This window comes from Pseudobutyrivibrio sp. MD2005 (assembly GCF_000621865.1).
Classification (GTDB): domain Bacteria; phylum Bacillota; class Clostridia; order Lachnospirales; family Lachnospiraceae; genus Pseudobutyrivibrio.
Window position 1 is genome coordinate 39,615 of the sequence record NZ_JHXE01000021.1, and the last position, 13,423, is coordinate 53,037.

Below are 13,423 nucleotides of genomic sequence, written 5' to 3' on the forward strand. Positions count from 1 at the left end.
AAAGGATACTTTTATAATAGCATTCGCAGCAATAAGTATACTCAATATACGTAAGCCCTCAATCACCAGTACCTTACAATTCTCCCATGCTCATGAGATGATAACCCCAAATACTTTTTAGGGAGGACATCTCATGAAAACTACTAAAGTTATTCACCAAGCAAAACTAACTAATTGGGCTAATCTCATTTGCGAGCAACAATTCAGTGGAATGAAAGTAACTAAATTTTGTGAAACTCGCTCAATCTCAAAGTCTCAATTCTACTATTGGAAGCGACGTCTTACAGAGCAGTTCGTAGAATCTCAACTTCCAGATATTGTTTCTATTAGTTCAACAGTTCCGGACAACAGTTGTACAACTTTTAAAAGTTGTGCAACACATACTACCATTTCCGCACTGTCTACACTAAAGCTAACCATCAACGACATCACAATCGAAATAACAGAAGACACATCCGACTTTCTATTATCAAAGGTCATTAAGACGGTGCGTCATGCTTAAGGATGCTGATTTCAATTACTTTCCTGCTGTCTATGTTGTTTGTGGTTAAACTGACATGCGCTACGGAATTGACTCCCTTGCCGCCATCATTGAACGTAAGTATAAGGTCAATCTATTTGTTCCCAACACCTTGTTCCTGTTCTGTGGCAGACAATGAAGTAAAATCAAAGGTCTCTCTTATGGGAAGGTGATGGTTTTCTGCTCCTATATAAACGAGTAGATTGTGGTTTCATCACTTGGCCTAGAACAAGTGATGAATTACGCCAACTTCGTCCAGAGCAGTTCAAATGGTTGATGCAAGGCTTCGCCATTGATCGTAAGCGCTTAGTATTACCCCGTAGGATATGAATAAAGGCATCCTTTCGGATGCCAGACATTCAACATATGGAGCATTTTACTCCATTTTATATAGCGCATGCTTCTCGAGTAGCTTTGCTCCATGGAGCTAACTGCTCTAGTTTCTCGTCTGACCAATCAGCACTCGGACGACTCTCGAGAAGATACTCAAGATATTTTTCAGGATCTATGTCATTAGCCTTTGCGGTTTCAATCAGTGAGTAGATTACCATGCTGGCATTAGCACCATCCTGGCTATCACTAAATAACCAATTCTTCCTGCCCATTACAACAGGACGAATTGCATTTTCACTTAGATTATTGCTAAGGCTGCAAGCTCCATCCTTAAGATAGTTCTTTAGGTATGGTCGGCATCCGTTGGTATAGTTAATCGCTTTGATTATACTATCGCCAGTCTTAGGAGTAAGTCCATCAAGCCACGCCAAGAAAGCATCTATCACAGGCTCTTGCTCCTTGAGACGACGCTTATAAATCTGTTTAACTGAAAGCCCCTTCTCTTTATAGGTTCTTTCGTAACTAAACAGCTTATCGCAGTATAAAAGGCCTTGTACCGCTGGATGAGTGTAATCCGTTTCATGACCTTTAGGAATGGCTCTTAGCCAATACCTTCTGATGTGTGCCCAGCAGGCACATCGATTGGCATCAGGTACTTTATTGTAACCTTTGTAGCCATCAGTCATAAGGAAATATCCTTCGGGAGCATCCTTCAAGAAGTCTGCCGCATTGGCACCTTTTCTTGTTGGTGCATAGTTGAAAAGGATTATTGGAACTCCTCGGTCTTCGCCAGTTCGAAATACCCATACATAGGATTTCGACTGTGGTCTTCGTTCAGGTTCTTTTAAAACCTGGATAGGAGTTTCATCAGCCATGAGGAACATCCTCTTGCATAGCTTTTGATGAAGGTAATCATACATGTGAACCATATAATCCTGTGAACAGGTAATAATCCAGTTCGCCATGGTAGCTCTGCTAATCTTGGCACCGAGATGCAAGAAATCCTGTTCCTGCCTGTATAGCGGACAAGCCATGACATACTTGTAATACATCACATGTGCCGCAAGGCCTGAAGAAACATAACTACCCTCAATCAATGCAGCTTTACATTTATCATAGGCAAAGTAAGTTTCTGCTTCCTTTTCGGCGTTAGGACAACAATACGTCCTAGCCACGTACTCAATTCTCTCCAAGCTAGGCTTGTGATAGATTACCTCAGTACGAACTACCTTTGTTCCAATAGGAACCATTACACTACCGCATTCAGGGCATTTACGTTCTTCCTCTGGAAGTTCATCAACAGGAACCTGTGTGGTTTTGATGTTCTCAAAGATTTCATTATAGGTAGCCTTTGGCTTACGTTTACGAGTGTGAGCTTTAACCTCGATAATCTCAGGCTCAACTGGAACTGCAGGCTTATCATCTTCATCAGTTGCATCAAAGAGACTGAGCTGACCAGGAATATCGTTTTTACGAATCTCACTGGTAGAACCAAACAGCTTATTCTTAAGATAATCAAGCTGTGCCTGAAGATTTGCTATAACCTGGTCCTTTTCATCAATCCTAGCATTACGCTCATCGATAGACTTTTGAAGCGACATAATAAGCGATGTCTGAGTGTTGATTGTATTATTCAGTTGTAAAATTGTATCCCTCAGATCCCTGAGTTGGATATCATTTGCACCTGACATTTACCTGTTAAAACTCCTTTTTCTGATACATTTATTATACCAGATTTAGGAGTAAAAACCCAGTAAAATCAAGGCTTTTAGGCACTTTTTATTGCCTTTGGTTGCTCGATATCCAGCCCTGACATTAACCAGTCAAACTGTCGCCAGGTAATGGTTTTGACCTCGTTTTTATTACGTGGCCATTTGTATTTACCAAGCTTGTAATCGAGCCTTTTATATAAAAGCACAAAACCATCTTTTTCATGATACAGTGCTTTTATCCTGTCATTGCGCTTACCACAAAAGAGGTAAAGCGATTTGGTATTTTCTGCATCGAGTTCGAGCAGATCTTTAATTACGGCACACAGTCCATCTATGGACTTGCGCATATCTGTGTAACCACAGATGATATATATGTTATCTGCTGAGGAGATATCACCAATCATAGGCAACCTCCCAGGCAGGTCATAACCTGAGATAATAACTTTGGATTAACATCATTGAAAACTTTTATCGATGCCTGTCCTATAGTTATTTCGATGGCACAATTGTTTGATGGAAGCTGCTGAACCACTGGTGGCTTTTCAGCAGGAAGTTCATCGACAATTTCAAGTTTCACGATATCTGGTTTTGAGTCAAGATGGTAATCTTCGGCATATGTTCTATCAGGAACATTAGCTCCATCTCGTTTCAACTGTTTTACCCAGCTATAAAAGGTGCTGCTTTGGATATCGTGCTTCTTGCACCACATGTAATCGGATAAGCCACTGTTGCGACATTCCATTACCATGTCAAACTTTTGTTGCTTAGTAAATTTGCTTCGCATAATAACAACCTCCATGTGTAGTGAAACACTCCACTTTGAATATCCTATTCGATATGGAGTAAAACGCTCCATATGAACGAACTATAACGAATAGTAATTGGAGTGAAATGCTCCATATGTTTAGTTGTTATTATTATTTCAAAAGCACCGCTGTTAGTCACGACGGTGGATTACTAAGCGCTTACCTTCTTTTGTATAATTTTCGTTCATTGTTAATCTTATCCTTTCAAAATATGCCATATAAATGGCTGTGATTATTCGCAAACCACAGCCACATTATACACTATTCTTTAATGTTATGGAACAGATGAATTATCTATATATTATTTAGGCTCTTTCCACTTTGGCTCCACCCCTTCTGGCGTCCCGGTAAAAGCTTCCATAGTTGCTGATGTTTCTGAGCTAATTCCTTCCTTTTTTATTACAGATTTTACTGTATCTATTATTATATGTATATCAACTGCAAGTGAAACATGGCGTGTATACCACACATCCATAGCAAACTTATCTTCCCATGATACACTATTGCGACCATGTGCCTGCGCATATCCCGTTAAACCTGGCCGAACATCATGTCTGTGCCGTTGTTCCACATTGTATAATGGTACATACTGTACCAAAAGTGGACGTGGCCCAATGATTGCCATATCCCCCATGAGAATGTTGAACAACTCTGGCAGTTCATCCAATGATGTACTACGAAGAAATCGCCCATATTTATTTAATCGAATTTCATCAGGTAATAATTGCCCCGAAACATCCTTTCGATTATCCATTGTTCTAAATTTAATTAGTTTAAAAATCTTTTCACCTTTACCTGGACGTTGTTGCATAAAGAAAGGATTTCCACTCATGAAAATAATTCCAAGTATAATTAATACCAAAAATATTGGAGATAATAATATTATTCCTATGAATGATAATATAAAATCAATTAGCCTCTTAAAGAACTTTGCATACATACACTTAATATCTCCGTTACGTCATTAACAACTTTTACTCCCGCAACATATTCATCCCCCTGATAATACAATCCATCTGTATTCTTAACCCAGATAGCCTTCATTCCCAGTTGCTTTGGTGCTTGGAAATCTTTGTTCAAATTATCACCAACATAAACCATTGATTCAAATGGAATACGCCATCTATTTTGCATAATTCTAAAGGAAATATCATTTGGTTTACGGAATTGGACTCCTCCAAGTTCATCAGTGATTATGATATCATCTACTAGCTTAGAGAACCCTAATGCTTCAATTTTATTCTTCTGCCCATCTACTCTGCCATCAGTGATGATTCCAATCTTGATTCCCGCGTCTTTAAGCGCCTGAAGCGTATCAATAACTCCATCATATAAATGAATATCGGGCTTATGTTCTCTATATACTCTTAGACATGCTTCTTTCTCATCAGAACAACCAATCTCCGATAAGTATGAATCAATTGCTGGCTTACCAGCTTCAAAATAACACCACATCTTATCAGTAACACCACTAACACCTATATAATTCTCTACAGCACAATATCCAGAACGAACATATTCTTTTTCAGAATATAAAGTGTCATCTAGGTCAAAAACTACACCCTTAATATCATATTTATCACCAGGTGAAATACAAACACTATCATCGAAACGGCTATACACCGCACCATCTTCCATAACTCCTGTATACTCATCTACCTGATTGCCCAATACTAGCTTTAATAAAGCTTCCGCAGAACGAGCCCCAGCGTTCATTGATAACGGTGCACCACCACCAAATCTGGGATTAATCTCTATATAATAATTTTCACCCGTCACTTCATCCCGAATCAGTTGTACAGTAATTGGACCGCATGGCTTGAATCCAGCAATAATCTTTTTGCTTTCCTCTATCATAGTTTCATCCATGTAAATCCGTGTTTTTAACACCTCGCCTGCACGAACTTGGATTCTTTCACGAGGTGTAATATAGATTGGGTTTCCATCAAAATCACAGAAAATGTCTATTGTATATTCCCGCCCAGAAATAAAGGGTTGAATAATATAGTCATCAACTTGATTAGCATACACTTCTAGTTCTTGCTCATCCTCAACTTTAAAGGCATTTATACTACTGCTACCATCTTTAGGCTTGATAAAGCAAGGATATCTATCATTATACTTCTTGTAGTCATTATATGTCTTTGGCGCTTTTACTCCGCAACTTTCAAAAAAAACACCTGTATTGTTCTTATCTCTGCAAATCAGTATTTTATCAGGCTTACTTATTAAAACCTTTGTCCCCACTTCAGCAAACCTATCGGAGTTATGCGATAAAACTAACAAATCCGTATCAATAGTAGGAATTAATAAATCTATCCTATCTTGCTTACAAATTCGCAACAGCTCATTAATATAGTTTGCATCTTTCATTCCACAAATTTTTCTCGTATAATCGCAATAAGCTAAAGCAGGCGCTGTCCCAGCCATATCAGCTCCATATATTTTTAGATTCATACCTAGGCATAACGCAGCCTGTCTAAATGCCTTTAATAATTCAATTCTTCGGCCTACTCCTGTAAATAATATATTAATCTCTCTCATGCTTTCAATTCCATTCAAATCAGGATTATTAATTATCTCCAATTATGTATTATCATACACCTGTTCCACAAACAATGATTTATCGATTTCTATATATTAAATTTTTAGCTAACGAAATCTATTGTTATGTAATTTTTATTCCTACATATTAATCAAACAAATCACCTTATTCTATAGACATTTATAAAAATGCTACACCTATATCACAATAGCCAGTTCTTTTCGGAACTGACTATATTCCACCAAATATATTATTTATCCGGCTTCTTTTCCAACATCTCCCTCACATAATCCGTAGTCATAATCTTATCTACTGTCCCCTGTACATCCAATCTCTGGGTATTATGAGAAGTATACGCCTCGTTTGCCATAGTCTGAACCTGACCATCTACGAAGAACTTGTCGTAGTTGAGGTCACGTCCATCAGGAAGAACACGGTAGTAGTTGCCCATATCGATTGAGCGAACACACTCTTCGTTTGTCATAAGTGTCTCGAAAAGCTTCTCTCCATGACGTGTGCCGATAATCTTTGTGCCTGTATCTCCAAAGAGCTGCTGAACAGCCTTTGCCAAATCGCCGATTGTAGAAGCATCTGACTTCTGAACAAATAAGTCGCCTGGCTCGCCGTGCTCAAATGCAAACATAACAAGAGCGACTGCCTCGTCAAGATTCATAAGGAAACGAGTCATGCTTGGGTCTGTGATTGTGATAGGATTTCCTGCTTTGATCTGGTCGATGAAAAGAGGAATAACCGATCCACGAGAGCACATAACGTTACCGTAACGTGTACAACAGATTGTTGTCTTGCCTGCTGCTACACGAGCGTTTGCTCCGATAACTTTCTCCATCATAGCCTTTGAAATACCCATGGCATTGATTGGGTATGCTGCCTTGTCAGTTGAAAGACAAACTACACGCTGAACGCCAGCCTCTACAGCTGCATGCAAAACATTATCAGTGCCCTCAACATTTGTACGAACAGCCTCCATTGGGAAGAACTCACATGAAGGAACCTGCTTGAGTGCTGCTGCATGGAAAATGAAATCAACACCTGGCATAGCATCCTGAACAGAGCGCATGTTTCTAACATCACCGATGTAGAATTTTACCTTGCCTGCAAGGTCAGGGTGCTCAGCCTGAAGCTGATGTCTCATATCATCCTGCTTTTTCTCGTCACGTGAGAAAATGCGGATCTCTTTTAAATCTGAATCTAAAAAATGTTTAAGCACTGTGGAACCAAAAGAACCTGTTCCTCCTGTAATCATTAAAGTTTTATCTTTAAATAATTCACAATTCATTTCTAAAATTTCCTCCAAACCATCTTATTAACAATACCTGTGTATGACTGAATGATTTTAACAACCTTTGTAGATACATTCTCTTCTACATAATCAGGTACTGGAATGCCGTAGTCGCCATTTTCGTTCATGTCGATGGCTGTTGTTACTGCCTGAAGCAATGACTTTTCATCGATGCCGGCAATGATGAAGCATGCCTTATCGAGAGCCTCTGGTCTCTCAGTAGATGTACGAATGCATACCGCTGGGAATGGCTTTCCAATGCTTGTAAAGAAGCTTGACTCCTCAGGAAGTGTACCTGAGTCTGATACTACTGCAAATGCATTCATCTGCAAGTGGTTGTAATCGTGGAAGCCAAGTGGCTCATGCATTCTCACACGTGGGTCGAGCTTGAAGCCTGTAGCCTCAAGGCGCTTACGAGAACGTGGGTGACAGCTGTAAAGAATTGGCATGTCATACTTTTCTGCAAGCTTGTTGATTGCTGTGAAAAGTGATGTGAAATTCTTTTCTGTATCAGTATTCTCCTCGCGGTGTGCAGAAAGGAGAATGTATTTCTTTGGCTCAAGTCCAAGCTTATCAAGAACATCGCTGGCCTCAATAGCCTCAAGGTTCTCGTGAAGAACCTCTGCCATTGGAGAACCTGTCACATATGTACGCTCCTTTGGAAGACCGCACTCAGCCAAGTAGCGGCGTGCATGCTCTGAGTAAGCCATGTTTACATCAGAAATGATATCTACGATACGACGATTTGTCTCCTCTGGAAGACACTCATCCTTGCATCTGTTTCCAGCTTCCATGTGGAAAATTGGAATATGAAGACGCTTTGCGGCGATTGCTGAAAGGCATGAGTTTGTGTCGCCGAGAATCAAGAGAGCGTCTGGCTGTATCTCAACCATAAGCTCGTATGAACGAGCAATAATATTGCCAACAGTTTGACCAAGATTGTCACCAACTGCATCCATGTAAACTTCAGGATCATCAAGCTGCAAATCCTTGAAGAATACACCATTTAAATTGTAATCGTAGTTCTGTCCTGTGTGGGCTAAAACGCAGTCGAAGTACTTGCGGCACTTCTTAATTACTGCAGCCAATCTAATAATCTCAGGACGAGTTCCTACTATAATAAGTAACTTAAGTTTTCCATTGTATTTAATCATTTCCAATCTTTACGAATAATCGAATAACCTTTCCCAACGATAATATTAGAGTATGCATAGCAAATGCAAACATTGTTATTATTAATAAATACAATAATATTACCTTTGAATTTAACCTATCGAATAAAACTGGTATAACATACAATCTTACAAAATTGTGATTCAAGTATATTGAATACGATAGTGCACTAAACATGGATATTACCCTATTTCCATTGACAATTTCATAATTAAAAGAACAAAATACACCAATTGCTATTAGTATTGTATATATGTAATTATAGTATCCACCATTGTGCATTGATAATATACATACAATAGACAACGCTATAAAACCGACTATTCCATATAGTGTTTTACTTTTAATTTCTACTTTTTTACTTAACTCATGTAAGAGAATTCCAATTCCCATTTCAGTAAATCCACGTATCATCTTTAAACTAAGAACTTCACATAAATACTCATCCTCTGTGAAATTTCCATATTTCTTAAATGATATAGTATAAAAAAACATAATTAAAAGTGGAATAATTACTTCGCATAGTAATTTCTTATTAATTCTATATAATGAATATAAGATTAGTCCACAGAATAGCATTACGCTAATATACCAAGTTGGAATATTGGCCATATTTTTATAATCTCCCCCCCATGGCCAATAATGAATCATCAACAATTCTTTGTACCCATACAATAAAAACCAGTCCTTATAGAAGCCAATATTCCAATTATTTGTACTATTCCAAAGAACACTGTATCGTATAGCAAACGAACATAACAAAAACGCAGCAACATACTCTGGAAAAAGTCTTTTTATTCTCAAAGCAGTATATTCATAAGCACTATAATTTGTTTTTTCTGCCTTTTCTGCTAACAAATAACCACTTACAATAAAAAAGAATTCCACACCTATCATCCAAAAATTTGGAACAGCATATCTATTATACAAGTGATGAATAGCTATTTGGTATGTAAAAATCACACGCCAAAAAGATATCAAATTTGTTTTTGTAATTCTATTTAGCATCATTCTCTCCAGATATTTTGTTCTTTCCTTTGTAAAAAGCAATATACACGCACACTAATTTATAAAAGAATAACAATAAAAATGATATGACAAAAACAGTAAATGCTTTAAAATTTCCCCAAAACCACTCTATATGTAACCTTATAACCAGCCATTCATTTATCAATTCTCCTATCGGTTGATGAACTAAATATATCCCAAAAGAGAACGTATTACCCAGCCAAAATAATAAATCTTTACCCGAAACAAAAGGATATTTTATACACAAAACAAACAGTCCTATTGCCATAAAAAAATTCCCCACAAAATACCCTTGATAAACCAAAATTCCAAGTCTATCAAGAAAACTTAGTTCTAAAACTGGTAATACTATTCCCAAAATAATAAACATTACGCACGTAATATTACTAATTCTAACAACCGAAGAAACATTTCTTTTTATTACAACACCAAGAAATACAAACGGAATACCTCGGGTAAAAAAATTACCTGTAAACAACAATTCATCGCCCCATATACCATATAACTCAGTAAATACAGAATTAATAAATAAGAAAAAAATAGATAATGGTAGGCATAGTTCTACTAATCTATTCTTACACAAAAAGTATAATATAATGTACGTATATACCAAAGCTGATATATACCAAATAGGTCCACCGAGCTCAAATGGCCAAGTATTATCAACAATAATCTCAAATATACTTGTTCTTTTTAGCCAATCCACTATTCCAATAAAATTTCCGTATTTCAACTTCCAATCCAAAATACTTAATAGTGAATAAATCACTGCGGCTTTCATATAAATGATAGTGTATTTTTTTATTCTTTGCTTTAATTTTTTTTGAAATACAACTAAATCACTATCATATACAAAGTAGCCCGACACAATAAAGAAAAACGGCACAGCATACATTAAGATTGCATGTATTTTTTCCCCTAATATTCCTTCAAAACCAAAATGAATAGCACAAACGCAAAAGCACGTAATTCCACGTGCTTTCTCAATTGATAAATTAATATTTTCATTTTTACTCAATTTTTTCACAACAGTTAAACACCTCAGTGAAAATAAAATCTCTCAGCAATCTTAAACCATCATCAAATGAATATGCCCATATTTGCGGCATTTCACGTGATAAAAATGTTGACATTGCTTCCATAAATGAATATGCTCCTGAATTTTCGAATACAAGTATATCACCTTCCAAAAGATTAGTGTACTCCACATCTCGACATATCACATCTTCTGTTGAACAAATACTTCCACATATTGTCCATTTTTCAGTTTTGACTTCACTATTAACCTTATTATTAATATGAATATGAGTGTGAAACGGAATTTTCATACTCCTAATCTGTCCATCGTAATGTAGATGATTCATACCACCATCTACAATAGCGTAATTTACACCATTATTTTGCTTACTATCTACTACCTTTGTAAAATAGTAGCCACAGTTCGCCGCAAAATACCGTCCCATCTCTATAGTTAGATTAGTCACTTCAGCCAATGACAGCAATGCTGGCAAGATTTCTTCCAAAGCTACTGCACCACTTTTTTGATCTCGAAAGTATTCAACGCCTAAGCCAGTTCCATACTCCACATTTCTTATTTCAAAACCATATTCATTATGTATCTTAAAGCAAAAACCTTTTAAATACTCTATTTCTCGATTTATAACCGAATAACCTCTTTTTTGAGTACCAGTAAAGTAATGTATACCTACTATATCAATCGATGAATAAGAATTTCTATCCTTTATTATCTGAATTACGTCAACTTCATCCATTCCAAATTGTGTATCAGCAGATATTCTAAGAAGAACCTTTATTATATCATTATTCTTTTTACCAATCTCTTCAATATATTTAAGGTGATTAAAACTCTCAATAGTGAAAAGTCGTACTCCACTATCGTAGGCAAATTCTACTTCTTCCAACCTTTTATTAACACCAGAATACAAAATTTTATTTACTGGCAACTTATTCTTAATACATATATGAAGTTCCCCTAAAGAACACACTTCAAATTTATCAAATGCATTTTCCGCTCGAAAAAACGGATTTATCAAAAAAGGATTTGCCTTGACTGAAAAACATATCCCAATCTTTTCACCCAAATATCCCCTTGTTTCTTTTGCTCTATTTAAAAATTCAGACCTATCAAAAACATAAGAAGGAGTTTTTATACCTTTATTTATACTATTTAACTTCTCTACATCAATCATTTTTTAACTCCTTTTTTTATCCACCATCTGTTATAACTAATTACTAGTTAGATAGTATATCAATTAATTTCGTCATATTTTTTATTGAATTAAAATTCTCTGCTGTCAAATATTTGGGCTTAATATCAATATCAAATTCCTTATTCAATTCTTCTACAATAGTAATTACATCGAAGGAATCTAAAATTCCGTCAGTAATTAACTTTTCTTCAACCAAAAAATTTATATCTGGCCTAACATCCTCCAAGATTTGTAATAGTTTTTCCATATTTCATCCTCCTCTAAATAACTAATTTTTGAACTGCTTTAATATCTATTTTCCCATTTGGGAGATGCGGTATCTCCTCAATTTTCTCAACGGACCTTGGAACCATAAAAGAAGGTACATTATTTCTAAAAAACAATATAATGTCCTTTTTCTCAACTTCTCCACTATACACAAAATGTAGTATAGATTTATCATTATCATATACAGCTACACACTCCTGTACCCCTTCAATTTTTTTCCCATATAGTTCAATTTCTTCCAACTCAATACGATGTCCAAAATGTTTTACTTGCCTATCTTTTCTTCCACAAAAAAATAGCATACCAGCCTCATCATATCGGCCAAGGTCCCCTGTTTTATATATAATTTCTCGATACTTATCATTTAACGGGTTTTGTATAAAATACTCATCCGACAATACCTTATCTCCAAAATACCCAAGTGTAACGCCCAAGCCAGAAACGCATATTTCGCCGATTGATCCATCCTCGGTTTTAGTTCCGTCTTCATTTATTAACAAGATGTTATAATTACTATATGGTATTCCGATAGGAAGCACTGTATTGGCTGAGGCTTTTTCTTTAACCACATAGTATGTACAAGACGCCGTTGCTTCAGTAGGTCCATATTGATTTATAAACGATGCCGTTGGAAAGCGTGTCTGCCAAGCCTCTAACACACGCCCAGGTAATATTGAGCCTGAAAACAAAACTTTCTTAATATTATTTGATCTTATCTCCTCCAATAAACCACTTTTATATGTCATCTCCAATCCAGCAGCGCTCCAACAAAGAACTGTTATTCCTTGCTTATCTATTCTTGCCGCCAATTCAGATGCCATAGCAAATTCATTCTTAGGAATAATAACTGTCGTTGCACCAGTAAATAATGGCAAATATATATCTCTAATTGCCGCTATGTAATCAAGCGGCGATTGATTTCCTAATATATCTTCTTCAGACAAATTTAACACCTCATTAACGGCATCTATGTAGTTTATCAACGCTAAATGTGAGGTTATAACCCCCTTCGGTCTCCCTGTAGAGCCCGATGTAAAAATAGTATATAATGGCATCATTGGATTCATTTTTTTGTTCATGTCATTTATCAATAATGGTTCCAACCGCGCCTCAATCAAGTCTTCTATAACAAGAACATTCCCAACGAAATTAAGTTTTTCAATATCACCCAACAATTCTCTATTAGTTAATAATATAGCGGATTTAGTAGCACCAATAATCTGATTAATTCTATTTTCATTAAGAGTAGAATCTATAGGAACATAGTAATTACCAGATTTAACTATTCCTAAATATGCAACTGGTGTGTATACATTACGTTTTGATAAAACTAAAATCGGGCAGTTAAAACATCCCATTTGAATAATCCTGGATGCTATCTTTGATGTCATAACTTCCAAATCATCAAAACTAACTGAATTCTCATTATCAATATACGCTATTTTTTTTCCATATTTCTTTATTGATTTTTCAATAATACTTACTACTGAATTAAGCACAGAACAAG

At 36.3% G+C, this 13,423-nt stretch carries 14 protein-coding genes and 1 pseudogene; 3 read left to right on the forward strand and 12 right to left on the reverse strand.

Annotated elements, in window-relative coordinates:
* Positions 1-133 precede the first annotated feature (133 nt).
* The 3 genes and pseudogenes from tnpA (T498_RS0108555) to tnpB (T498_RS17295) all read left to right on the forward strand — a co-directional run.
* A complete protein-coding gene (gene tnpA, locus T498_RS0108555; protein WP_028235550.1) occupies positions 134-502 on the forward strand; it encodes an IS66 family insertion sequence element accessory protein TnpA in 369 nt (122 codons plus the stop codon).
* Positions 503-557: 55 nt separating this feature from the next.
* Complete coding sequence (locus tag T498_RS17290; protein ID WP_155951046.1) at positions 558-659, forward strand: hypothetical protein; 102 nt, start codon at positions 558-560, stop codon at positions 657-659.
* Positions 660-682: 23 nt separating this feature from the next.
* Positions 683-850: pseudogene (gene tnpB, locus T498_RS17295) on the forward strand (IS66 family insertion sequence element accessory protein TnpB); the annotation flags it as partial.
* A gap of 56 nt (positions 851-906) precedes the next feature.
* On the opposite strand, the gene tnpC reads toward tnpB (T498_RS17295), so the two are convergent.
* From tnpC to T498_RS0108615, 12 genes are all read right to left on the reverse strand, one after another.
* Positions 907-2,544, reverse strand: coding sequence for an IS66 family transposase (gene tnpC, locus T498_RS15390; protein WP_028235551.1), 1,638 nt, complete (start codon positions 2,542-2,544; stop codon positions 907-909).
* Between the two features lie 77 nt (positions 2,545-2,621).
* Positions 2,622-2,969, reverse strand: a complete 348-nt coding sequence (tnpB, locus tag T498_RS0108565) for an IS66 family insertion sequence element accessory protein TnpB (RefSeq protein WP_028235552.1) — start codon at positions 2,967-2,969, stop codon at positions 2,622-2,624.
* Positions 2,966-3,349, reverse strand: a complete 384-nt coding sequence (gene tnpA, locus T498_RS0108570) for an IS66 family insertion sequence element accessory protein TnpA (protein ID WP_242839221.1) — start codon at positions 3,347-3,349, stop codon at positions 2,966-2,968. The genes tnpB (T498_RS0108565) and tnpA (T498_RS0108570) overlap by 4 nt, the downstream gene beginning before the upstream one ends.
* A 323-nt stretch (positions 3,350-3,672) precedes the next feature.
* Entirely contained in the window at positions 3,673-4,311 is a 639-nt protein-coding gene (locus T498_RS0108575; RefSeq protein WP_028235554.1) for a sugar transferase, read from the reverse strand.
* A complete protein-coding gene (locus tag T498_RS0108580; RefSeq protein ID WP_242839222.1) occupies positions 4,284-5,957 on the reverse strand; it encodes an HAD-IA family hydrolase in 1,674 nt (557 codons plus the stop codon). The genes T498_RS0108575 and T498_RS0108580 overlap by 28 nt, the downstream gene beginning before the upstream one ends.
* Before the next feature lie 209 nt (positions 5,958-6,166).
* Positions 6,167-7,213, reverse strand: a complete 1,047-nt coding sequence (locus T498_RS0108585) for a polysaccharide biosynthesis protein (RefSeq protein WP_028235556.1) — start codon at positions 7,211-7,213, stop codon at positions 6,167-6,169.
* A gap of 2 nt (positions 7,214-7,215) precedes the next feature.
* Positions 7,216-8,370 (reverse strand): non-hydrolyzing UDP-N-acetylglucosamine 2-epimerase, encoded by a 1,155-nt coding sequence (wecB, locus tag T498_RS0108590; protein ID WP_028235557.1) that lies wholly within the window; start codon positions 8,368-8,370, stop codon positions 7,216-7,218.
* Positions 8,363-9,397 carry an acyltransferase family protein gene (locus tag T498_RS0108595; protein WP_028235558.1) on the reverse strand — a complete coding sequence of 345 codons (1,035 nt, stop codon included), beginning with the start codon at positions 9,395-9,397 and terminating at the stop codon, positions 8,363-8,365. Before T498_RS0108595 ends, wecB begins: the two co-directional genes overlap by 8 nt.
* Complete coding sequence (locus T498_RS0108600) at positions 9,387-10,445, reverse strand: acyltransferase family protein (RefSeq protein ID WP_028235559.1); 1,059 nt, start codon at positions 10,443-10,445, stop codon at positions 9,387-9,389. The genes T498_RS0108595 and T498_RS0108600 overlap by 11 nt, the downstream gene beginning before the upstream one ends.
* Positions 10,429-11,628 (reverse strand): diaminopimelate decarboxylase family protein, encoded by a 1,200-nt coding sequence (locus T498_RS0108605; RefSeq protein WP_028235560.1) that lies wholly within the window; start codon positions 11,626-11,628, stop codon positions 10,429-10,431. Before T498_RS0108605 ends, T498_RS0108600 begins: the two co-directional genes overlap by 17 nt.
* Before the next feature lie 43 nt (positions 11,629-11,671).
* On the reverse strand, positions 11,672-11,896 hold the full coding sequence (locus T498_RS0108610; protein WP_028235561.1) for a phosphopantetheine-binding protein: 225 nt from the start codon (positions 11,894-11,896) through the stop codon (positions 11,672-11,674).
* A 13-nt stretch (positions 11,897-11,909) separates the two neighbouring features.
* Complete coding sequence (locus T498_RS0108615) at positions 11,910-13,415, reverse strand: AMP-binding protein (RefSeq protein ID WP_028235562.1); 1,506 nt, start codon at positions 13,413-13,415, stop codon at positions 11,910-11,912.
* Positions 13,416-13,423 lie beyond the last annotated feature (8 nt).